This window comes from Pseudomonas akapageensis (assembly GCF_011355085.1).
GTDB lineage: Bacteria > Pseudomonadota > Gammaproteobacteria > Pseudomonadales > Pseudomonadaceae > Aquipseudomonas > Aquipseudomonas akapageensis.
This window is the reverse complement of the sequence record NZ_VXCP01000020.1, coordinates 64,908-87,786: the sequence shown is the minus strand read 5'-3', so window position 1 is coordinate 87,786 and position 22,879 is coordinate 64,908. Positions and strand designations below refer to the sequence as shown.

Here is a 22,879-nt window from a genome sequence, read left to right as displayed (position 1 = left end):
GCGCAGCGGTCGCTTACCCCACCCAAGCCTTACGCAAACGCGCCGTGGCCGCAGCAATCTCCCCCTCTGCCACCGCCGCAAAACCCAAAACCAGACCCGCGCGCTTATCCACAGGCTCAGACGACTCCGGAAGCCAATAATCACTCAACGCATTCAGTTCCACGCCTGCTTTTTCGGCCAACTCAATCAACTCACACTCCCGCGCATAACTATCCACAGGCACCATCAAGTGCAGCCCTGCCGTCACCATGGGTAATGCACCACAACCCGGAATATCCACAGGCCACCCCGCCATCAAGGCATTGCGCCGGCTCAAGGCAGCCCGCCGCATCCTGCGGATATGCCGCTGAAAATGCCCGGCGGCCATGAACTCAGCCATTACCGCCTGAGTACCAATTTCCGAATGACGCACATCCAACGCCCGGCGTTGCGAGAAAGCCTGCACGAGTTGCCGGGGCAGTACCAGATAGCCAAGTCGCATGGCCGGAAACGCGATTTTGCCGAAGGTTCCCACATACAGCACCCGCCCCTGCCTGTCCAAGGCAGCCAAAGGTGCCAATGGCGCACCGCTGTACCGATACTCGCCATCGTAGTCGTCCTCGACGATCCAGCCCTGCGTGCGTTCAGCCCAGGACAGCAGTTCCAGCCGTCTGGCCAGGCTCATCGTCACGCCGGTGGGGTATTGGTGGGAGGGCGTGACATAAGCAAGGCGGCATTGCTCGATCTCGGCCAGCGCCGCGCAATCGAGACCCTCGTTGTCGATTGCTACACCCTGCACCCGTGCTCCGGCTATGGAGAAGGCGTGCCCAGCCGCGCGATAACCAGGGTTTTCCACAGCCACGCGATCCCCGGGCTCGATCAGCAACTGTGCACAAAGGCTAATTGCCTGTTGCGCGCCACTGGTGATCACAATTTGTTCAGCGGTGCAGGAAAGGCCCCGAGAGCCACGTAGATAAACTGCAATCAGCTCCCTGAGCCGAAGGTCGCCCGCCGGATCACCATACCCCAGCTGCTGCAAGTCAGGCTTTCGCCAGAAAGCCGCCTGCAGCTTGGCCCAGACATCGAAGGGGAACAAATCAAAAGCTGGCACACCCACCCGGAAAGCCCTTGGAGGACCACTTTTTGGAGGGGGTAAAAAATGGCTTTGAAGCCGTTCCATCGCCTCACTGTGGATAACTTTACTGGATGTAACACCAGTATCTTTTGGCGTTTTTGTGGATAAGGCTGTGGGTAAGCCTGTTGGTAACCCTGTGGATACTTTTGTGGATAGTTTTTCCGATGTTCGAGTTTTATCCACCAACTGCGCCACATAGGTTCCATCACCAACCCGCGCTTCGATGAAGCCTTCCGCGTACAACTGATCGTAGGCACGCACCACGCTGTTGCGTGAAATGGTCAGCATTGCAGCCAGATCCCGACTGGCCGGCAAACGAGTCCCTCCGCCAATTCGCCCATCGAGCATGCGCGATCGTAGCGCTTGATAGAGCTGGCGGCTCAAGCCCTGGCGACGATCCAATTGGATGCCGGCCGGGTCAAATTGCAGAGACGGAAGCCGATCAGACATAGGATTGGTCCTACTAAAATTACAGAGAATGGATCTTACAACGGTCCAATTGTCTGCCTAGGATACATCCAGTCATCCAGGAAAACGCGCCATGTACCTGCCATCAGCATTCAAAGACGTCGACTTGACCAGCCTCCAGCAGCAGATCCAGCAAACCCGACTGGCCGTCCTGGTCACTAATGGCGAGCAAGGGCTACAAGCCAGCCATCTGCCCTTGTTACTCAAACCCGAACAGGGCGCCAATGGCACCCTTTACGGCCACTTCGCCAAAGGCAACCCGCAATGGAAAGACCTGACCAATGGTGCCGAGGCGATGGTTATTTTTGCCGGAGCCGATGCCTACGTCAGCCCTGGCTTTTATCCGAGCAAGGCTGAGGATGGAAAAGTGGTGCCGACCTGGAACTACGTCGCAGTGCACGCTTACGGCCAGGCCGAAGTCTTCACCGATCCCGAGCGATTGCTCGAGCTGGTCAGCGCTCTGACCGATCGACATGAAAGCGGTCGGGCTCAGCCCTGGACAGTAGCCGACGCCCCGCCCGATTACATCGACGGCATGCTCAAGGCCATCGTCGGCTTTGCCCTGCCGATCGGTCGCCTGGAAGGCAAACGCAAGCTCAGTCAGAACCGCAACGCCGCCGACATTGCCGGGGTGCGCGAAGGCCTGGCCAGCAGCCCGGATTCTCAGGATCAACAACTCGCCCGCCTCATGGGCCAGGCATAAAGGAGCCAACCGATGTCAGCAATCGAAATCCGCAAGGTTACAGCGCAGGATCACGCCGCCTGGCTGCCCCTGTGGCAGGCGTATCAACGCTTCTACGAAACGCAAATTGCCGATGAGGTCACAGCGGTGACCTGGCAGCGCATGCTCGATCCGGCCGAACCGATCAACGCCGCATTGGCCTGGATCGACGGTCAGGCGGTGGGCATGGTGCATTGGATCTATCATCGTTCATGCTGGACTGTGGAAAACTCCTGCTACCTGCAGGACCTGATCGTCAGTGAATCGCAGCGTGGCACGGGTATCGGTCGCAAACTGATCGAGTTCGTTTATGCACAGGCACGTGCCGACGGCTGCATCAAAGTCCACTGGCTGACCCACGAGACCAATGCCACGGGCATCCGTCTGTATGAACGCATTGCCGAACGCCCGGGCTTTATCCAATTTCGCAAAGCCCTGTAAGGGACAAGGAACAGACCATGTCGACACGCACATTGCAGTGGCAACCGGCGAAACTTCCGCACCCTACCCTCCTGGTCGGGCGCTATGTCCGCCTGGAGAAGCTCGACCCAAGGCGCCATGGCGAAGACCTGTGGCAAGTCCTGGAGGGTCCGGATGCCGATCCGGTACTCTGGGACTACCTGCCCTATGGCCCCTTCAAGGACCGTGAAGGCTTCGATGACTGGCTCGACAGTAATGGCGCCAGCAGCGATCCGTTGTTCTATGCCGTGATCGACCTGCCCAGTGGCCAATGCCAAGGCCTGCTCAGCCTGATGTCGATCGTCCCGGCCCATGGTCGCATCGAAATCGGCCACATAGCTTTCGGCGCCGCCATGCAGCGCACGCCCAAGGGCACCGAAGCGGTCTATCTGTTGAGTAAGCTGGCCTTCGAACTGGGCAACCGGCGCCTGGAATGGAAGTGCAACAACGCCAACGCCCGCTCCAAGCGTGCGGCAGAGCGCTTTGGCTTCAGCTTTGAAGGGGTGTTTCGCAACCACATGGTGGTCAAAGGCTGTAATCGGGACACGGCTTGGTATTCCATTACCGATGAGGAGTGGCCGCTGGTTGGGGCGGCGTTCGAGCGGTGGTTGTCGGCGGAGAATCAGGCGGCTTCGGGGCAGGTTTTGACGTTGGAGCAGTGTCGGGCCAGCAAGTAGCCAAGATCTTCTTTGACCCTAAAAATCACCACAAAAAAAAAGGGGAGCACATGCTCCCCAGAGGTAAATCGTTGTAACCGGGGCCGATATCAGCCCTCGATTTCGATCAGGATCTCACCCGGATTCACACGGTCACCCTTGGCCACATGAATCGCAGTGACCTTGCCGGCAATCGGTGCCTGCACTTCGGTTTCCATCTTCATCGCTTCGGTGATCAGCACGGCCTGGCCGGCCTTGACCTCGTCGCCTTCCTTGACCAGCACATCGACGATGTTGCCAGGCATGGTGGTGCTGACATGGCCAGGTGCACTGGCTTGCTTGCGCTTGCCGATGCCGCCGCCGACGAATTCGTTCAGCGGCTCGAATACCACCTCTTCAGGCATGCCGTCGATGGACAGGTAGAAGTGACGCTTGCCTTCAGCCTTGACGCCAACACCGGTGATATCGACGCGGTAGGTTTCACCGTGCACATCGATGACAAACTCGGTCGGTACGCCTTCGCCGCCGGCGGAGCTGACGCTACCGGCTTCCGGAATCGGCAGCAGTGCCTCAGGTACCAGGGTGCCGGCTTCACGCTCTTCGAGGAACTTGCGCCCGATGTCCGGGAACATGGCGTAGGTCAGCACGTCTTCTTCGGACTTGGCCAGGTTGCCGATATCGCTGCGCAGCTTGGTCATTTCCGGCTTGAGCAGATCCGCCGGGCGCACGTCGATCACCTCTTCGCTGCCGATGGCCTGACGACGCAGGTTCTCGTTGACCACACCAGGCGCCTTGCCGTAACCGCCTTGCAGGTACAGCTTCACTTCGTTGGTGATGGTCTTGTAGCGCTCGCCGGCCAGCACGTTGAAGAAAGCCTGGGTACCGACGATTTGCGAGGTCGGGGTCACCAGCGGTGGGAAGCCGAGGTCTTCACGTACCCGCGGGATTTCCGCCAGTACTTCGCTCATGCGGCTCAGGGCACCCTGCTCTTTGAGCTGGTTGGCCAGGTTGGAAATCATCCCGCCTGGTACCTGGTTGACCTGCACACGGGTATCGACGGAGGTAAATTCGCTTTCGAACTGGTGGTACTTCTTGCGCACGGCGTAGAAGTACAGGCCGATCTCTTGCAATAGCTCCAGATCCAGGCCGGTATCGAACTCGCTGCCCTTGAGCGCTGCGACCATCGATTCGGTGCCAGGGTGGCTGGTGCCCCAGGCGAAGCTGGAGATGGCGGTGTCGATGTGGTCGGCACCGTTTTCCACGGCCTTGAGCTGGCACATCGCGGCCAGGCCGGCGGTGTCGTGGGAGTGGATGAACACCGGCAGCGATTGCTCGGCCTTCAGGGCCTTGACCAGTTCACCGGTGGCGTATGGGGTCAGCAGGCCGGCCATGTCCTTGATCGCGACCGAGTCGCAACCCATGGCTTCCATCTGCTTGGCCTGGGCCACGAATGCGTCGATGGTGTGCACCGGGCTGGTGGTGTAAGCGATGGTGCCCTGGGCGTGCTTGCCGGCGGCCTTGACGGCCTCGATGGCCACGCGCAGGTTACGCACGTCGTTCATGGCGTCGAAGATGCGGAATACGTCGATGCCGTTGACTGCAGCCTTGGCGACAAACGCCCTGACCACGTCATCGCTGTAGTGACGGTAGCCCAGCAGGTTCTGGCCGCGCAGGAGCATCTGCAAGCGGGTGTTAGGCAGAGCGGCGCGCAGTTTGCGCAGGCGCTCCCACGGGTCTTCCTTGAGGAAGCGCACGCAGGCGTCGAATGTCGCGCCGCCCCAGACTTCCAGCGACCAGTAGCCGACCTTGTCGAGCTTGTCGCAGATCGGCAGCATGTCTTCGGTGCGCATGCGGGTAGCCAGCAGGGACTGGTGGGCGTCGCGCAGGATTGTGTCAGTTACATGGATCTTCTTGGACATTGTCATATTCCTCACAGGCCTGCGTGGGCGGCGATGGCGGCGGCGATGGCCAGGGCCAGCTCTTCGGGTTTGCGCTTGATCGAGTAGTTGGTCAGTTCAGGGTGGCTTTCAACGAAGCTGGTGTTGAACTGGCCGCTACGGAATTCCGGATTACGCAGAATCTCCTGGTAATAGGCGGCAGTGGTCTTGACCCCTTGCACGCGCATGTCATCCAGGGCCCGCAAACCGCGGTCCATGGCCTCTTCCCAGGTCAACGCCCACACCACCAGCTTCAGGCACATGGAGTCGTAGTACGGCGGAATGGTGTAGCCGGTGTAGATCGCCGTATCGGTGCGCACGCCGGGGCCGCCGGGTGCGTAGTAACGGGTGATCTTGCCGAAGCTCGGCAGGAAGTTGTTTTTCGGGTCTTCGGCGTTGATCCGGAACTGCAGCGCAAAGCCGCGGTGCTGGATGTCTTCCTGCTTGACCGAGAGCGGCAGCCCGGACGCGATGCGGATCTGCTCGCGAACGATGTCGATACCGGTGATTTCCTCGGTGATGGTGTGTTCCACCTGCACCCGGGTGTTCATTTCCATGAAGTACACTTCGCCATCGGCGAGCAGGAACTCCACGGTACCGGCGTTCTCGTAGCCCACCGCCTTGGCCGCGCGAACCGACAGGTCGCCGATGTAGGCGCGCTGTTCAGGGGTCAACTGCGGGCTCGGGGCGATTTCGATCAGCTTCTGGTTACGACGCTGGATCGAGCAGTCACGCTCGAACAGGTGCACCACGTTGCCGAAGCTGTCGCCGAGAATCTGCGCTTCGATGTGTTTCGGGTTGACGATGCACTTTTCCAGGAACACTTCGGCCGAACCGAAGGCCTTGGTGGCCTCGGAAATCACCCGAGGGAATGCCTGTTCCAGTTCTTCGCGGCTGTTGCAGCGACGAATGCCACGACCGCCACCGCCGGAAGTGGCCTTGAGCATGACCGGATAACCGATGCGCTCACCTTCGCTCAAGGCTTCATGAATATCGGCAACGTTGCCTTCGGTACCGGGCGTGACCGGCACACCGGCCTTGATCATGCTGCGACGCGCTTCGGTCTTGTCGCCCATGCGGCGGATGACTTCAGCGGCAGGCCCGATAAACTTGATACCACGCTCCGCGCAGATATCGGCCAATTCGGCGTTTTCGGAAAGGAAGCCATAACCGGGATGCAGGGCATCACAACCGGTTTCCACCGCCAGGTTCACCAGCTTGCGTGGGTTCAGGTAACCCGCCAGCGGCTCGGCACCAATGCTGTGGGCTTCGTCGGCACGTTTGACATGCAGGGCATGCCGATCGGCGTCGGAATAGATCGCTACCGAGCGAATGCCCATCTCGGCGCAGGCACGCACGATACGTACAGCAATTTCACCACGGTTGGCGATCAGGATCTTTTTTATCACTGGAATTTCCTCGACCGATGAAACAAACGAACCGGTAAAGCCGGTCGGCGCGTGACCAAGCCCCGTTGGCCAGTCGCGTATTCAACTTAACGCCACCGCTCGATAAACAAAAATCAATAATTGTTAGGTCAGGCATTAGCAAAAGCTTATAGTCGTGTAACAAGCCTTTGCCAAACCGAGAAGAAAATGCGTAAGTCATTGATGCGTATGACGTTGCGTCAGTTGCAGATTTTCAACGAGGTCTGCGATTTGCGCTCGTACAGCCGAGCTGCCGACGAAATGGCGCTGACGCAACCCGCGGTAAGCCTGCAGATACGTCAGCTCGAGGAGCTGGTCGGCCAGCCACTTTTCGAATACGTCGGTAAGAAACTTTACCTGACCGAAGCCGCAGAGGCATTGCAACGGGCCAGCCGGGATATCTTCGGGCGCCTGGAAAGCTTCGACATGCAACTCTCCGACATGCAGGGGTCACTGCAGGGACAACTGAAGCTGGCAGTGGAGTCCAGCGCGAAATATTTCGTCCCGCACCTGTTTGCCGCATTCAAGAAGCAGCACCCGGAAGTGAACCTGACCTTGACCGTGGTCAATCGCGCCCAGACGATCCGGCGCCTGTCGGACAACCGCGACGATCTGATCATCATGTCCATGGTGCCCCAGGACATGGGCCTTGAATTCGTGCCCTTCCTGAACAACCCCATCGTTGCCGTAGCACCGCCCGACCATCCCCTGTGCAAGCTCGAAAGCCTGCGGTTGCAGGACCTGGAACCGCACACCCTGCTGATTCGCGAGCAAGGTTCGGGTACCCGCAAGGCCTGTGAGGAGTACTTCAAGGACAAGCGCGTGCACTTCACCCAGACACTGGAAGTGGCTTCGGCCGATGCCCAGCGTGAATGTGTGATTGCCGGCCTTGGCCTGGCCCTGCTGACACGTCACGCGATCAATCTGGAACTGGCCACCGGCATCTTGCGCGAGCTGCCGGTCGAGGAGCTTCCGCTCTATCGAAGCTGGTGCGTGGTACAGGCCAAAGCCAAGCGGCAATCACCAGTGGCCTTGGCCTTTCTTGCATTCATCCGCAGCGAACGTGCACAGATCAGCGCGCTTGTTGAGCGCTTCTCGGGGAACTTGCCGCCGATACCTGCCAAAGGTTGATGGATTGCAGATCGGGATAGTCAGCGATCTCCTGAAGCAGCTGGCGCTGCTCGGAGTAACTTTCGATCGCCCGGCGAAATTCCATGCGCCGTTGATCTTCCTGCTGCCGACGGGTCTTGCTGCTGGACTGTTGCGAGCCATCGAAATAACGAGCCATTGCTATCTCCCAGGTCGAGTGCGGGAGCTACAGGTTCCACCTGTGCAATGACGCTTTGGCGGCAGGCCCGTGACAAGTCGATGAAAGCTTTGCGGCAACTCCGTTACGGGCTGCCGGGCTCAATCGTCGATGGCTTTCACTGACTTGGGCGACAGACGCAGGCTGCGCAGACTGCGCTTGACGCTCTTGAGGTGGTTCACCAGGCTCGGCCCGCGGGCCATGGCCACACCCATGGCCAGCACATCGATCACCACCAGGTGAGCGATACGCGAGGTCAGCGGGGTATAGATCTCGGTGTCTTCATGCACGTCGATCGCCAGGTTGACGGTCGACAGCTCGGCGAGCGGCGTCTGGCTCGGGCACAGGGTAATCAGCGTCGCCCCGCTCTCGCGGACCAGGTTGGCGGTGATCAGCAAATCCTTGGAGCGTCCTGATTGAGAAATGCAGATCGCCACATCGCCAGGCTTGAGCGTCACCGCCGACATGGCCTGCATGTGCGGGTCTGAATAGGCCGCAGCCGTCAGCAGCAAGCGAAAGAACTTGTGCTGGGCATCGGCCGCTACCGCACCGGACGCACCAAAGCCGTAGAACTCGACGCGCTGGGCCTGGGCCATGGCGGTCACGGCACGCTGCAAGGCTTGTGGATCAAGATGCTCGCGCACCTCCATCAAGGTATGTAGCGTGGTGTCGAAAATCTTCAGGCTGTAGTCGGCAACCGAATCATCTTCGTGGATTGCAAACTGACCAAAACTGGCGCCTGCCGCCAGGCTTTGCGCAAGCTTGAGCTTCAGATCCTGGAACCCGGAACAGCCGATTGCACGGCAAAAACGCACGATGGTCGGCTCGCTGATCCCGACGCTATGGGCCAGGTCAGCCATGGAGCTATGCATTACAGCCGCCGGGTCAAGCAGCACGTGGTCGGCGACTTTCAGCTCCGACTTGCGTAACAAATGGCGCGACTGGGCGATGTGTTGCAACAGATTCAATGGACAGGACTCGGTTATGATCGGCAGATCGGGATGTAGCTTTCTTGTAGTTATACTACATGACCTGCGGCCCGCCCAGCTAAACGAACTCGGAGAGTTGCTGCGTTGACCATCCCTTGCGACATTCTGATCTTCGGCGGGACCGGAGACCTGGCCCTGCACAAGCTGCTTCCGGCGCTCTACCACCTGTATCGCGACGATCGCCTGCACCCTGCGGTGCGCATTATCGCCCTCGCCCGCAGCAATTTGCCGCGCAGCGATTTTCAATTGCTGGCCGAGCGTCGCTGCCGTGCCCAGGTCGCCAGGAACGACTTCGACGAAGACGTCTGGAAGCGATTCGCAGCGCGCCTGGACTACTTTCCGATGGACGCCTCGCAAAGCGCCGACTTCGGCCGGCTGGCCCGGTTCCTTGGCGAGCCCGGCGGGCTCATGCGTATCTACTACCTGGCTACCGCTCCGGAGCTTTTCGCGTCTATCGCGGCCCATATGCAAGTCGCCGGACTGGCAGATCACGAGTCCCGGATCGTGCTGGAAAAACCGATCGGTCACTCACTGGAATCGGCCAAGGCCATCAACACGGCCATAGGTTCGGTATTCCAGGAATCCCAGGTGTTTCGCATCGACCACTACCTTGGCAAGGAAACCGTGCAGAACCTGATGGCCCTGCGCTTTGCCAACGCCTTGTTCGAGCCCTTGTGGCGCGGGGGTCACGTCGATCACGTACAGATCAGCGTCTGCGAAACCCTGGGCGTTGAAAACCGTGGCGGTTACTACGACCGCGCCGGAGCAATGCGCGACATGGTGCAAAACCACTTGCTGCAACTGCTCTGCCTGGTGGCCATGGAAGCGCCGGCGCAGTTCGACGCCGAATCAGTGCGAGACGAGAAGGTAAAAATCCTCAAGGACCTCAAACCCATTACCGGCCAGGACGTCCAGGACATGACCGTGCGTGGTCAGTACACCGCGGGCAAGATTGGCGGCCAGGAAGTTCCAGCCTACTATTTCGAGAAAAATGTCGACAACGACAGCGATACGGAGACCTTCGTCGCGATTCAGGCGAAGATCAACAATTGGCGTTGGGCCGGTGTCCCGTTTTATTTGCGAACCGGTAAACGGCTGGCGAAAAAGTCATCGCAGATAGTCATCCAGTTCAAGCCCGTGCCACATCGCTTGTTTGAAGGCTGCCAGACCAACCAGTTGGTGATCCAGTTGCAGCCGGATGAACGCATCAGCCTGCAACTGATGACCAAGACACCGGGCAAAGGCATGCGCCTGGAGCCGGTCGAGCTGGACCTGAACCTGGCCCAGGCCTTCAACCGCACACGCCGCTGGGAAGCCTACGAGCGCCTGTTGCTGGACGTGCTCGAGGGTGACTCGACCTTGTTCATGCGTCGCGACGAAGTGGAAGCAGCCTGGGCCTGGGTCGACCCGATCCTCACCGGCTGGCAGGAATACTTCCAGAGCCCGCGCCCTTATCATGCCGGGTCGACCGGCCCCGAGCAGGCCCATACCCTGCTTGAGCATCAGGGCCGGGCATGGCTCGGTTGAAAGGGTTCAGTCAAAACTGATATACGCCTGCCAACAGTTCGGCCAATGCGTGCGCCTCCAATGGATGGCTGATGAGATAGCCTTGTACCTCATCGCATCTGTGCGCCTTGAGGAAGTTCAGTTGCTCGCGGGTCTCGACCCCTTCGGCGACGACCTTCAGTTCAAGGCTATGGGCCATCGCGATAATTGCCCGAGTGATCGCAGCATCTTCGCTGCCTTCAGCCAGGCCACGAATGAACGTTTGATCGATCTTGACGTAATCCACCGGGAATCGCTTGAGGTAGCTCAGCGATGAGTAACCGGTACCAAAGTCGTCAATTGCAAGTTTGACCCCCAGCCCACGGAGTTGCCGGAAGCTGGCAATGATGTGTTCGACATTGTCCAGCAGCTGGCTTTCTGTCAGCTCAAGTTCAAGCAACTCAGGCGCCAGGCCGCTGTCTTCGAGCACCTGGCGCACCAGGCTGACCAACTTGCCCTGACGCAATTGATGCACCGACAAGTTCACTGACACCCGTATCGGGTCAAGTCCCTGGCGCTGCCACTCGCAGGCCTGCCAGCACGCCTGGCGCAGAACAAACTCGCCAATGGGTCCAATCAAGCCGGTTTCTTCGGCCAGGCCGATAAATTCACCCGGTGGCACCAGGCCCCATTGCGGATGGCGCCAGCGCACCAGCGCCTCCACCGCTTCGAGCCGACCGGTGACCAGGCACAGCTTGGGCTGATAGAAAACTTCCAGCTGCCGCTCTTCGATGGCTTTGCGCAGATGGGTTTCCAGCTGCAACCGCTCCAGGGTGCTGGCTTGCAGACTCTGGGTATAAAACTGGAAGGTGTTGCCGCCAAGATGCTTGGCATGCTGCATTGCCATGTTCGCCTGACTGATCAGCGCATTGATGTCCCGGGCATTGTCAGGCAACAGACTGATGCCGATCGAGGCGCTGATTACCAGCTCATGATCGGCCACGCTCAACGGGGCGCACAATTTTTCGAGCAGGCGACTGGTGACGCGGGCCAGCCCCGACAGGCTGCCGAAGGCATCGAACAGCACGGCAAACTCATCACCGGAGAGCCTGGCGATGGTATCGGCCTCAGGCAAGGCACTGCTGATACGGCGAGCCAGTTGTTTGAGCAACTGGTCAGCGACCTCGTGGCCGAGACTTTCATTGAGCAATTTGAATCGGTCCAGATCGATGTGCAGCAAGGCCAGGCCACGCCCGCCCTGGCGTACGCGCAGATTGGCCTCCTGCAGGCGCTCCTTGAACAACGAGCGATTGGCCAGTCCGGTCAACTCGTCATAGTGGGTCAGGTAGCGCATACGCTCTTCGGATTCGCGCCGCGCCGAAAGATCGGCGAAGAAGCCGACAATATGGACGACATTCCCTCTGCTGTCGCGCACGACGCTCAATTGCAGCCACTGTGGGTAGAACTCGCCATTCTTGCGCGTTTCCACCAATTCGCCCTGCCATCTGCCCTGTTGTTCGAGCGCCTGATGGATCGCCTGATAATGACGACGCGCATCGCGACTGCACGGCAGTTCGACCACATTGCGTCCCAATACTTCCTCACGACTGAAGCCGGTGAGTTTGCTGAAGGCCTGATTGACCGCCAGCAAACGATAGTCGGGGTCGAAAATCACGATGCCTTCACTGGCGGCTTCAAACACGGTGGCTGCCAATACGAGCTGTTCTTCCTGAGCCTTTTCGACACTGATGTCGCGACGGGTGCCAAGTATTCGAATGACCTTGCCGCCAGGGCTGCGCTCGACCGCCCGCCCGCGATCCTCGATCCAGCGCCATTGACCATCACTGTGACGTACCCGGTATTCGCAGCAGTAGTCGTCCGTTCGTCCCTTGAGGTGCTCCACCAATGCTCGTTTGAGCACGGGCAAGTCTTCAGGGTGCAGGCGGGGCTTGAGATCGGCGAGCACGGCCTTGACCTGATCGGGCTCCAGGCCGAACAACTCCTTGAGTTGCGTATGGTGAACTTCGTCGGTTTGCAGGTTCCAGTCCCAAAGGCCGAGCTCGCTGGCCTCGAGCGCCAGGGCCAGGCGCTCTTCGCTTTTACTCAAGGCCTGGTTGGCCAGATCCAGCTCACGGCTGCGCTCGGCGACCCTTGTCTCGAGGCCGGACTTTGCTTCCAGCAGCTGCGCTTCAATCTCGCGACGTTGCTCGACTTCCCGCGCCAGCGCCTTGTTAAGCCGATCACTGTGACTCTGGGCCTGCTGCAAATGATCGATCAGTTGCTGATTCTGGAAGCGCCGCAGCAAGTTGTGCTCGATCAAGCGGTTGACCTGCCAGGCCACCACCAGCAAAGACCCCAGCAGAATCAGGCCGAGCCAGCCCCAGCCGCGCTGCAACTCATCACCGTTCCAGAACAGGTAGGAAATGGGTGGCAACAGGCACGGCAGGACAAAACTGAGAAATGCCGGCAGGCTGACCGCATAGGCGACACTGGCCGACAGGGTGGCAGCGCCCAGCAGGCCAAAGACCCAGGCCTGCTGAACAAAGTTATCCACAGGTACGAGGGCGATGGCGGCGCAGCCCAGCGTCAGACCGCTGAAAGCCGATCCCAGCAGAAACATTTGCCGCCAGCTCGCGTGGGCCTGGCGATCGGGAATGGCCGAATCGAACGCCGCGACCTGAATCACCCGCAAAGCGACCAGCGCCATCAACCAGACCAGCCAGATACTGACCAGCAGATAGTGCTCCGGACTCCAGAGTAACCAGGCGCAAACCAGGCCGTTAAGCAGCATGAACAGCGTCGGCAGCAACGACCCCTGATAAAGCAGGCGGGTGCGCTCGACGGCCAGTTGAGTGGCAAATTGCTTGCGGGTGCTGCGTTGAGCATCCACAGGGCTAGAAGTCATAGGCAATATTCTTGTAATGGTGAGCCTGAAACGTGCACGGAGCATACACAAGCATCCACGCAGACCAAACAACCCTGTGTCTTAAAATCAGGCCGATGAAAGGCCAACCAACACCTTTGCCAGACCGTCAGGCGAGGCGTGGCAACGCCTGCAGCCGATGACCGGTCAGTCGCCTTTAGCGACTTTTATGCGCTTCGATGCAAGCGGGGTTTGCCCCTCCCTCCCCTCGCACCCTAAAATGCCCGGATGCGCGATGACCTCTCCCTTCTGCTGAACTCCCTCAACGATGCCCAACGACAGGCCGTAGCGGCTCCTCGTGGCCGTCAGTTGGTCCTGGCCGGTGCTGGCTCCGGTAAAACCCGTGTGCTGGTGCACCGCATCGCCTGGTTGATCCAGGTCGAGCAGGCCTCACCCCATTCGATCCTGTCGGTGACCTTCACCAACAAGGCTGCCGCCGAAATGCGCCAGCGTATCGAGGCGATGGGTATCAACCCCGCCGGCATGTGGGTGGGCACCTTCCACGGCCTGGCGCACCGCTTGCTGCGGGCACACTGGCAAGAAGCCGGGCTGAACCAGAACTTCCAGATCCTCGACAGCGACGACCAGCAACGCCTGGTCAAGCGGGTCATCCGCGAGCTGGGCCTGGACGAGCAACGCTGGCCGGCCCGCCAGGCCCAGTGGTTCATCAACGGGCAGAAGGATGAGGGGCTGCGCCCGCAACACATCCAGGCCAGCGGCGACCTGTTCCTGGCGACCATGCGTTCGATCTACGAAGCCTACGAGGCAGCCTGCCAGCGTGCTGGCGTCATCGACTTTTCCGAATTGCTGTTGCGCGCCCTGGACCTGTGGCGTGATCACCCCGGCCTGCTCGAACACTACCAGCGCCGTTTCCGGCACTTGTTGGTCGACGAGTTCCAGGATACCAACGCCGTGCAGTACGCCTGGTTGCGCCTGTTGGCCCAAGGCGGCGAGAGCCTGATGGTGGTTGGCGATGACGACCAGTCGATCTACGGCTGGCGTGGCGCGAAAATCGAGAATATCCATCAATACAGCGCCGACTTCCCGGATGCCGAGATGATCCGCCTGGAGCAGAACTATCGCTCCACGGCCGGCATCCTCAAGGCAGCCAACGCCCTGATCGCCAACAACAGCGGTCGCCTGGGCAAGGAATTGTGGACCGACGATGGCGAAGGCGAACCGCTGAGCCTGTATGCCGCGTTCAACGAGCATGACGAAGCCCGTTATGTCGTCGAAACCATCGAAAGCGCCTTGAAAACCGGCCTGGCACGCAGCGAAATCGCCATCCTCTATCGCTCCAACGCCCAGTCTCGAGTGCTCGAGGAGGCGCTGCTGCGCGAACGCATCCCCTACCGGATCTATGGCGGCCAGCGCTTCTTCGAACGCGCCGAAATCAAGAATGCCATGGCCTACCTGCGGGTGCTCGAAGGGCGCGGCAACGATGCGGCGCTGGAACGGGTCATCAATGTGCCTCCACGTGGCATTGGCGAAAAAACCGTCGAAGCGATCCGTGAGCATGCGCGCCACGCCGAAGTCTCGATGTGGGAATCGATGCGCCTGCTGATCGCCAACAAAGGCCTGACCGGGCGAGCCGCCAATGCCCTGGGCGCCTTCATGGAGCTGATCGAAAACCTGGCGGCGAAAGTCATGGAAATGCCGCTGCACCTGATGACCCAGACGGTGATCGAGCAGTCCGGCCTGATTACCTATCACCAGGAAGAAAAAGGTGAAAAGGGCCAGGCCCGGGTAGAGAACCTCGAGGAACTGGTCAGCGCGGCGCGTAACTTTGAAACCGCCGAAGAAGACGCCGATCTCACGCCACTGGCTGCATTCCTCGGCCACGCCTCGCTGGAGGCTGGCGATGCCCAGGCCGACGAGCACGAAGACAGCGTGCAATTGATGACCCTGCACAGCGCCAAGGGCCTGGAATTCCCTTACGTGTTCCTGGTGGGTATGGAAGAAGGTCTGTTCCCGCACAAGATGAGCCTGGAAGAACCTGGCCGCCTCGAAGAAGAGCGCCGCCTGGCCTATGTCGGCATTACCCGGGCCATGCAACAACTGGTCATGACCTACGCTGAAACACGTCGCCTCTACGGTAGCGAAACCTACAACAAGGTTTCGCGTTTCGTCCGGGAGATTCCGAGTGGTCTGATCCAGGAAGTGCGTTTGTCCAACAGCGTCAGCCGCCCCTTCGGCTCCGGCCAGAAGCAGAACTCCAGCAGCCTGTTCGGCGGCGCGAACATTCCACAAACGGAGTTCAACCTCGGGCAACGCGTGCAACATTCGGTGTTCGGCGAAGGCGTGATCCTCAATTTCGAAGGTTCGGGTGCCCAGGCACGGGTGCAGGTGAACTTCTCCGAGGGCAGCAAGTGGTTGATGCTTGGTTATGCCAAGCTGGAAGCGATCTGACCCTGGCCACCTTACAAGGGCGCAAAGCATGGGCTCCGGCTTTTTCTCGTCATGGACGTTCTGGGCCCTGCTCTCGGCGGCTTTTGCCGCCTTGACCGCCATTTTCGCGAAGGTCGGTATCAGCGGCATCAACTCCGACTTCGCGACCCTGCTGCGTACGTTCGTCGTTTTAATCAGCCTGGCCTTGATTCTCTATGCAACGGGCCAATATCAATCATTAAGCTCGATCTCACCACGCAGCTATCTGTTCCTGATCCTGTCGGGCCTGGCCACCGGTGCGTCGTGGATCTGCTATTTCCGCGCCTTGCAGCTGGGCCAGGCGTCGCTGGTTGCGCCGGTGGACAAACTCAGCGTGGTGCTGGTGGCGGTATTGGGCGTGACCTTACTCGGCGAGAAGCTCGATATACGCCAATGGGCAGGCATCAGCTTGATCACGGCAGGCGTCGTGCTGTTGGCGTGGCGTCGCTAGCCAACGGCTGACTATCAAAACAGAAATTTCATACAAATTTTAATCAACACGACGACAACCCACGTTATATGGGCATGTCATCCATCCAGGCAAAAGCTGGAAACACTCTGTCGCTGGTCATGCTTCACACACCTGTGCAACATGACGCGCGTGCAATCCACAAATGGAAAATCCCTTATGCAACGTTTTCTTAGCATCGCCCTGGCGCTCTGCATCGGCTTGACGCTGAGCATCGACGCCCAGGCCAAACGCTTCGGTGGCGGCAAGAGCATCGGCTCGGCCCCGACCCACCAGACTCGTCAGGTAGCGCCAACCGCACCTGCCACGCCAGGCGCTGCTGCAGCCGTTCCTGGCCGCGCACCGGCTGCCGCCAGCGGTGCTTCGCGCTGGCTCGGCCCACTGGCCGGCATCGCCGCCGGTGGCCTGCTCGCTTCCATGTTCATGGGCGACGGCTTCCAGGGCATGCAGATCTTCGACATCCTGATCATGGCGGTCATTGCCTTCCTGGTGTTCCGTTTCATCGCCGCACGCCGTCGCAAGCAGCAGCCGCAAATGGCGCCTGCCGGCCACGCGCCATTCCAGCGTGAAGCGTTCGAGCAGCCAGCCCAGCCGTCGGTCTTCGGTGGTTCGGCAGCACCGGCTGCGGCAGCTCGCCCGGTCATCAATGCACCGGCCTGGTTCAACGAGCAGCGCTTCCTTGAAGCCGCCCGCAATCACTTCCAGTCGCTCCAGCAGCACTGGGATGCCAACGAAATGGACAAGATTGCCGAGTTCGTGACTCCGCAAATGCTGCAGTTCCTGAAACAGGAACGCGCCAGCCTCGGTGACGGCTTCCAGTCCACCTACATCGACGACCTGAACGTGCAGCTCGAAGGCGTGGATGATCGCGCCGACAAGACCATCGCCACCCTGACCTTCAACGGCGTGTCGAAAACCTCTCGCTTCGACCAGGGCGAGATCTTCAGCGAAAGCTGGAACATGGAGCGCGCCCCGGGCGACAACCAGCCTTGGCTGGTCGCAGGTATCCGCCAAAACGGCTGAGCCTGAGGCATTGCACAAAAAACCCCGGACATGTCCGGGGTTTTGCATTTTTACCATTGCACTAATATCCAGCTAATGTATAAACCGCACCGCGCCATCTGGTCAGAGGAAAAATGCCGTGGAAGAAGTCATCGAACAACTCCGTGAAGCCAACGAACCCGTTCCGGTCCCGCTGGAATTGCCGGACGAGGATCTACTGGTCGAGATCGAAGAGCAGTTGTTCATCAATATTCCTTTCGTCTTCAAGGAATTTTTGCTGACCGTCAGTGATGTGGTCTACGGCAGCCTTGAGCCTGTTACCGTCACCGACCCACAGTCGCATACTTACCTGCCAGACGTAGCTGCGACGGCCTGGGATATGGGCGTTCCGCGAGAGCTCATTCCTATCTGCCAGGATGGCGACGACTACTACTGCGTCGAAGAAGACGGCACGGTAGTGCTGTGGTCGGCCGAAGAGGAGCTGGTCACCGAAGAAAGCTGGGAGTCGGTCTGGCATTGGGCCCGGGACGTCTGGCTGGAAAGCTGAAACGCCCTCCAATCAGGCGCCGTCCTGGTGGTTGTCCAGGGTCTCCAGCAACGCGATCTGCATCCGCGTATGCACCCGGATAAACCAACGCCACAGTACGGCGGCGATGGCGGCGGCCACGAAGACCACCAACAGCAATAGCTCGTTGGTCGGCAGAATGCTGGCGGACAACGCCGCCAGCAGCAGAAAAATCACCAGCAGCGACAGCACTGGGATCACCTCGGCGATAATCCGTCGCACGCGTTGCGTGTGGCGACCAGCCATTTCTGGCTTGACCCCCAACTCCGCAAGCAACATCGACAGCGCCTTGAGCTTGCGATAAGCCGCGATCAAGAACGGCAGCGAAACAAGCAGGGCAGCGCCCCAGATCAAGGCTTTTTGCCAACCTGTGTCGGTCAACCAATCATCCAGGTAGCTGCCGATACGCTCGGCGAAATATCCCCCGCTGAAGAAGATCGCCATCACCAGCGCCAGATTGACACCCACTTGCAGCAGGATGCGCCTGATCATCGATGCCAGCAGCGCGCCCTCGCCTCGCGGCTGGATACTGCGCAGCCATTCACCATAGAGCCCGAAAACCCGGGCGATGCGTCTGGGCATGATGGCTGCCAGCTTCAGTGATAGCGGGTCGGCGCCCCGAATCAGATACGGCGTAAGCAATGTGGTGATCGCCGATACCGCCACCGCGACCGGGTAGAGAAAATCGCTGGTGACCTGCAGCGTCATGCCTAACGCTGCGATGATGAACGAAAACTCGCCAATCTGGGACAATCCCATTCCTACCCGCAATGACGTCCGGCCATCATTGCCCGCAATAAACGCGCCCAGCCCGCAAGACAACATCTTGCCCAGCACCACAGCCACAGTGATCACTACGATCGGCCAGGCATAGTCGAGCAGGATGCTCGGGTTGATCATCAAGCCAATGGCGACAAAGAAAATTGCGCTGAACATGTCGCGAATGGGTTCGATCAAGTGTTCAATTTTCAACAGCTGCCGAGACTCAGCCATGATTGCGCCGATCAGGAAAGCCCCCAGCACCATGCTGTATTCAAGCTTGACCACCAACAGGCAAAAACCGAAACACAGGCCCAGGACTGTAATCAGCAGCATTTCATTGCTCTCGAACTTCGCCACGTAGGCCAGCAGTCGTGGTACGAGCAAAATGCCGATGACCAGCGCCACGATCATGAACAGCGACAACTTGCCGACCGTGGAAAACACCTCGCCGGAACTGACCGAGCCGCTGACGGCGATGCCCGAAAGCAGGGCGATGATGCCGATGCCGAGTATGTCCTCGACAATCAGTACGCCGAAGATCAATTGCGCGAAGCGCTGGTTTTTCATCTTCAGGTCATTGAGTGCCTTGACGATGATCGTGGTCGAGGAGATTGCCAGGATTGCGCCGAGAAACAGTGAGTCCATGGTGTTCCAGTCAAACCAGCGACCAATCTCATAGCCAATCCAGATCATCAGGACGATTTCCAGAAAGGCGGCGATGAAGGCCGTGGCGCCGACCCTGAACAGTTTGCGCAGACTGAACTCCAGGCCAAGGCAGAACATCAGGAAGATCACTCCCAGTTCGGCCAGGGTCTTGATGGTCTCTTCGTCATGTATCAGCCCGAACGGCGGCGTATGAGGCCCAATAATGAAACCGGCAACGATATAGCCCAGCACCACTGGCTGCTTGAACCGGTGAAAGAGGATGGTCACGATACCGGCAATCAGCATGATCACCGCCAGATCCTGGATGAAACTGATGGCATGCACGGTACGGACTCCTTGTTCAGCGCAAAGGATCACCCGCAACGACATCAGAAATGACCGATTGAGTTGCAGGAATTTAGTGTTTTAAATGTAGGAAGCACCCACGCCGAGTCGCTGAATCAGGTTAACACCGCCCTCACCTGCAAAAATGCGATGCAATATGCAGAAACAGATAGGCCGGTTAGCCCCAGGAAATGGCGCGAATAGCGTGACGGCAAGGGATCAGCCAGCGTCCCGAACAAGATGGGATTTGTCATTGGGATAGAAGCGCCAGCATCAGGCGCCGCCCAAAATCACCGCAACCTTACCGTGAGCACACTATGGAACCTGGAAACGCCCAGTTGTCGATGACCGTCCTGATGACCCCGGACATGGCCAACTTTTCTGGCAATGTGCATGGCGGGACGCTGCTCAAGTACCTCGACGAAGTCGCCTATGCCTGCGCAAGCCGCTACGCGGGCCGGTACGTGGTCACCCTGTCGGTGGACCAGGTCATCTTTCGCGAGCCGATTCATGTCGGTGAACTGGTGACCTTCCTGGCATCGGTCAACTACACCGGCAATACCTCGATGGAGGTCGGCATCAAGGTCGTGACGGAAAACATCCGCGAGCGCTCGGTGCGGCATACCAATAGCTGTTTCTTTACCATGGTCGCCGTCGATGACGACCGCAAGTCAGCTGCGGTGCCGCCGCTGCAGCCGCAAACCAGCGAAGAAAAGCGCCGGTACATTCAGGGCAAGCAACGCCGGCAGATCCGCCAGGAGCTGGAAAAGCGTTATCAGGAACTCAAGACCGACGCACTCTAGGCAGACAAGCGTACCGCTTCGAACCGCAGCCGCGGATGAACGATCCGGTCCTGGGCCCGCACCAGCTCTAGTTCATAGCTGGCGCAGGCCTGGGTTTCTAGCAGCACCTCATGGACAGCCGCCGCAGTAAATTCGAATGCTGTCACCAGGTCATCGCCCAGCAGTACCCGCGCCAGGAACAGGCCGGAAGTCAGATCGCCCACTCCGACCGGTTGCCGTGGAAAGGCCAATAGTGGCCGACGCAGGTGCCAATTGCCCTCGGCCGTCACCAACAGCATTTCAAAGTGTTCGGCAGGCTTGCCGACGTAAGAAAGATGTTTGACCAGCACCGCCTTCGGCCCACGGGCCAGCAGCGCACGAGCCATGCCCACGCAATCTTCCAGCGACTGGGCCGCACGCCCTGAGAAACTGTCTAGCTCCAATTGATTGGGACACAGGTAGTCGGCAACGGCCACCGCTTCCTCGAGCAGGAAGTCACTGACTTCCGCCGGCACGATGCAGCCCTTTTCCGGGTGTCCCATCACCGGATCGCACAGGTAAACGGCCTTGGGGTTGGCGTCCTTGATCCGGCTCACGCCATCGAGGATTGCCCGGCCCTGGTCGGCGCTGCCCAGATAGCCGGAAAGCACGCCATCGCAATTGCCGAGCTCACCAATCGTCGCAATCCCTTCCACCAGCGCCGGAATCTGTTGCGGAGCCAACACTTCTCCCGCCCACTGGCCATACTGAGTGTGATTGGAAAACTGCACCGTGTTCAGCGGCCAGACATTGACCCCAACGCGCTGCATGGGAAATACCGCCGCACTGTTGCCGGCATGTCCGAAAACCACGTGAGACTGGATAGCGAGCAGGTGCGGTGTACGTTTCATGCGAGGTTCCTGAAGCTGATGGAATATTCAGGCACGCAGTATGGCGCCAAATGCAGCCTGTACGACAGACCGGCGAGGCAGTTAAGCTGATAGCAACTAGTCGGAGCAAACGTTGATGTTTACCCTCGGAAATCTGTTCGTCCTGATGCTGCTTGCAACTGGTGGCGCCTGGCTGTGGCACAACCATGGGATGCGTGAGAAGGCGCTCGAAAGGGTCAAGCAGCACTGCGCCAAACTCGATCTGGAACTGCTGGACGGCAATGTCGCGTTCAAGCGCTTTGCTTTTGTACGCGACGCCAACGGAAGACGTCGGTTCGCCCGTGTGTATAACTTCGAATTCACGGTTACCGGCGAACAGCGCCACCCCGGCTCCATCACCCAGTTCGGCGTCCATACCGTACAGATCGAACTTGCTCCCTACCCCTTCGAGATCAAGCCGCCTCAACAGACCGCCGAAATCATCGAAATGAATCAATGGCGTCAGGAACACAACCGCTGGCGGCATTGATTCACAACCCGCGCTAAGTTATCCACAGGGCTTTACTCGGCATGAGTCCATGCCGGCTTGCAGGCTATCGAGCTCCTGGGGTTCGGCAAAGATCAGTTCAAGGCGCGAATCCCGCCGCCACTCGCTGGGTTGCCAGCGCAAAGGTTGCCGATCCATAGCGTTGGCTGACTGCCAGCCTGAAGGGCTGTGGATAACTAATTTGGCTCGGCGCCAATTCAATCCACCCAGCCAGTGCTCAACCTGTTCCGACGCGAACTGCTGGCTCGGATGCCAGCGCCAGCCCACGCTCCAGCCTTCGTCGCGATCCTGGACTTGACTGATCGGCAGGGCAATGTCGGACCATACTGCCGGGATCCGTTCATTGCCTTGGGGTAAAGCCACGTTATCCACAGGAGCACCAGCCTTGATTTGACCACCTGGGATCAACGACAACGGCAGATTCGCCTGATCGGTCCAGTACAGCGCTACATCTGGCAGCTGCTTTGTTATCCACAAGCGCTTATCCACATCCAGCCCTTGCGATTTATTCAACAACAACAGTCCTGCCGCCGCCAATGCCTGTTGCTGGGCCTCCGGCAAAAGTTGTCCACAAGCCATTGCCTGTGCATCAAGCACCATGACTGCAGGTTGTACGGCAAGCACGTCTTGCCATGGAGGCTCGCGCAACTGCGCCATCAGTTGAAGTGGATGGCCGAGCCCGGAAGGCTCTATCCACAACCGATCAGGTCTGGCTTTACGCAATAATCGACCCAGCCCGATCTGGAATGGAGCACCGTTGACACAGCACAAGCAACCGCCCGCCACCTCGCCCAGTGCGATACCGTCATCAGCCGTGGTCAGCAGCGCAGCGTCGATACCCACCTGGCCGAACTCGTTGATCAGCACCGCCCAGCGCTCACCGACAGGTCGTTGCGCCATGAGCTGACGGATCAATGTGGTTTTGCCAGCACCCAGCGGGCCGGCAATGACGTGGGTGGGTATGTTCTGCAGCATGTTGGA

At 59.3% G+C, this 22,879-nt stretch carries 20 protein-coding genes; 11 read left to right on the top strand and 9 right to left on the bottom strand.

All coding sequences use genetic code 11. The annotated features are described in order from the left end of the window. Positions 1 to 13: 13 nt before the first annotated feature. Positions 14 to 1,564 (bottom strand): MocR-like pyridoxine biosynthesis transcription factor PdxR, encoded by a 1,551-nt coding sequence (gene pdxR / locus F2S13_RS15500; protein ID WP_166362276.1) that lies wholly within the window; start codon positions 1,562 to 1,564, stop codon positions 14 to 16. Between the two features lie 91 nt (positions 1,565 to 1,655). Here pdxR and F2S13_RS15495 point away from each other — a divergent pair, with 91 nt between their 5' ends. From F2S13_RS15495 to F2S13_RS15485, 3 genes are read left to right on the top strand one after another with little or no spacing between them, the layout of a single operon-like run. Next, a complete protein-coding gene (locus tag F2S13_RS15495) occupies positions 1,656 to 2,285 on the top strand; it encodes an FMN-binding negative transcriptional regulator (protein WP_166362274.1) in 630 nt (209 codons plus the stop codon). 12 nt (positions 2,286 to 2,297) lie between these two features. After that, positions 2,298 to 2,744 carry a GNAT family N-acetyltransferase gene (locus tag F2S13_RS15490; protein WP_166362272.1) on the top strand — a complete coding sequence of 149 codons (447 nt, stop codon included), beginning with the start codon at positions 2,298 to 2,300 and terminating at the stop codon, positions 2,742 to 2,744. Between the two features lie 17 nt (positions 2,745 to 2,761). Continuing rightward, positions 2,762 to 3,439 carry a GNAT family N-acetyltransferase gene (locus F2S13_RS15485; protein ID WP_166362270.1) on the top strand — a complete coding sequence of 226 codons (678 nt, stop codon included), beginning with the start codon at positions 2,762 to 2,764 and terminating at the stop codon, positions 3,437 to 3,439. 89 nt (positions 3,440 to 3,528) lie between these two features. Here the strand turns inward: F2S13_RS15485 and oadA are convergent, their stop codons facing one another. Both oadA and F2S13_RS15475 read right to left on the bottom strand, forming a co-directional pair. Beyond that, entirely contained in the window at positions 3,529 to 5,337 is a 1,809-nt protein-coding gene (oadA, locus tag F2S13_RS15480) for a sodium-extruding oxaloacetate decarboxylase subunit alpha (protein WP_166362268.1), read from the bottom strand. Positions 5,338 to 5,348: 11 nt separating this feature from the next. Continuing rightward, a complete protein-coding gene (locus tag F2S13_RS15475) occupies positions 5,349 to 6,764 on the bottom strand; it encodes an acetyl-CoA carboxylase biotin carboxylase subunit (protein WP_166362266.1) in 1,416 nt (471 codons plus the stop codon). Between the two features lie 186 nt (positions 6,765 to 6,950). On the opposite strand from F2S13_RS15475, the gene F2S13_RS15470 reads away from it, so the two are divergent. Further along, positions 6,951 to 7,913 carry a LysR family transcriptional regulator gene (locus tag F2S13_RS15470; protein WP_166362264.1) on the top strand — a complete coding sequence of 321 codons (963 nt, stop codon included), beginning with the start codon at positions 6,951 to 6,953 and terminating at the stop codon, positions 7,911 to 7,913. On the opposite strand, the gene F2S13_RS29435 is transcribed toward F2S13_RS15470, so the two are convergent. Together F2S13_RS29435 and hexR are read right to left on the bottom strand one after the other, a co-directional pair. Next, the gene (locus F2S13_RS29435; protein ID WP_246237904.1) at positions 7,855 to 8,070 is read right to left on the bottom strand and encodes a PA3496 family putative envelope integrity protein; all 216 of its coding nucleotides are present in this window, start codon (positions 8,068 to 8,070) and stop codon (positions 7,855 to 7,857) included. The genes F2S13_RS15470 and F2S13_RS29435 overlap by 59 nt on opposite strands. Positions 8,071 to 8,189: 119 nt before the next feature. Then, complete coding sequence (gene hexR, locus F2S13_RS15465) at positions 8,190 to 9,056, bottom strand: transcriptional regulator HexR (RefSeq protein ID WP_166362262.1); 867 nt, start codon at positions 9,054 to 9,056, stop codon at positions 8,190 to 8,192. Between the two features lie 105 nt (positions 9,057 to 9,161). On the opposite strand from hexR, the gene zwf reads away from it, so the two are divergent. Next, complete coding sequence (gene zwf / locus F2S13_RS15460; RefSeq protein ID WP_166362260.1) at positions 9,162 to 10,604, top strand: glucose-6-phosphate dehydrogenase; 1,443 nt, start codon at positions 9,162 to 9,164, stop codon at positions 10,602 to 10,604. A gap of 10 nt (positions 10,605 to 10,614) precedes the next feature. On the opposite strand, the gene F2S13_RS15455 is transcribed toward zwf, so the two are convergent. Then, complete coding sequence (locus F2S13_RS15455) at positions 10,615 to 13,467, bottom strand: putative bifunctional diguanylate cyclase/phosphodiesterase (RefSeq protein ID WP_166362258.1); 2,853 nt, start codon at positions 13,465 to 13,467, stop codon at positions 10,615 to 10,617. A gap of 246 nt (positions 13,468 to 13,713) precedes the next feature. Here F2S13_RS15455 and uvrD point away from each other — a divergent pair, with 246 nt between their 5' ends. The 4 genes from uvrD to F2S13_RS15435 all read left to right on the top strand — a co-directional run bounded on the left by uvrD (position 13,714) and on the right by F2S13_RS15435 (position 17,930). After that, positions 13,714 to 15,894, top strand: coding sequence for a DNA helicase II (gene uvrD / locus F2S13_RS15450; protein ID WP_166362256.1), 2,181 nt, complete (start codon positions 13,714 to 13,716; stop codon positions 15,892 to 15,894). Between the two features lie 28 nt (positions 15,895 to 15,922). After that, positions 15,923 to 16,363: an EamA family transporter gene (locus tag F2S13_RS15445; protein WP_166362254.1), complete on the top strand. Its 441-nt coding sequence runs from the start codon at positions 15,923 to 15,925 to the stop codon at positions 16,361 to 16,363. A gap of 177 nt (positions 16,364 to 16,540) precedes the next feature. After that, positions 16,541 to 17,404: a Tim44 domain-containing protein gene (locus F2S13_RS15440; RefSeq protein WP_166362252.1), complete on the top strand. Its 864-nt coding sequence runs from the start codon at positions 16,541 to 16,543 to the stop codon at positions 17,402 to 17,404. Between the two features lie 118 nt (positions 17,405 to 17,522). Beyond that, entirely contained in the window at positions 17,523 to 17,930 is a 408-nt protein-coding gene (locus tag F2S13_RS15435; protein WP_166362250.1) for an SMI1/KNR4 family protein, read from the top strand. 12 nt (positions 17,931 to 17,942) lie between these two features. Here F2S13_RS15435 and F2S13_RS15430 read toward each other — a convergent pair whose 3' ends face one another. After that, complete coding sequence (locus tag F2S13_RS15430) at positions 17,943 to 19,700, bottom strand: cation:proton antiporter domain-containing protein (protein WP_166362248.1); 1,758 nt, start codon at positions 19,698 to 19,700, stop codon at positions 17,943 to 17,945. Between the two features lie 317 nt (positions 19,701 to 20,017). Here F2S13_RS15430 and F2S13_RS15425 point away from each other — a divergent pair, with 317 nt between their 5' ends. Further along, positions 20,018 to 20,503, top strand: coding sequence for an acyl-CoA thioesterase (locus F2S13_RS15425; protein ID WP_166362246.1), 486 nt, complete (start codon positions 20,018 to 20,020; stop codon positions 20,501 to 20,503). On the opposite strand, the gene pdxY is transcribed toward F2S13_RS15425, so the two are convergent. After that, the gene (pdxY, locus tag F2S13_RS15420) at positions 20,500 to 21,372 is read right to left on the bottom strand and encodes a pyridoxal kinase PdxY (RefSeq protein ID WP_166362244.1); all 873 of its coding nucleotides are present in this window, start codon (positions 21,370 to 21,372) and stop codon (positions 20,500 to 20,502) included. The genes F2S13_RS15425 and pdxY overlap by 4 nt on opposite strands. Before the next feature lie 115 nt (positions 21,373 to 21,487). Here pdxY and F2S13_RS15415 point away from each other — a divergent pair, with 115 nt between their 5' ends. Next, the gene (locus F2S13_RS15415; RefSeq protein WP_166362242.1) at positions 21,488 to 21,880 is read left to right on the top strand and encodes a DUF3301 domain-containing protein; all 393 of its coding nucleotides are present in this window, start codon (positions 21,488 to 21,490) and stop codon (positions 21,878 to 21,880) included. 18 nt (positions 21,881 to 21,898) lie between these two features. Here the strand turns inward: F2S13_RS15415 and F2S13_RS15410 are convergent, their stop codons facing one another. Further along, positions 21,899 to 22,873, bottom strand: coding sequence for a CobW family GTP-binding protein (locus F2S13_RS15410; protein ID WP_166362240.1), 975 nt, complete (start codon positions 22,871 to 22,873; stop codon positions 21,899 to 21,901). Positions 22,874 to 22,879: the final 6 nt, after the last annotated feature.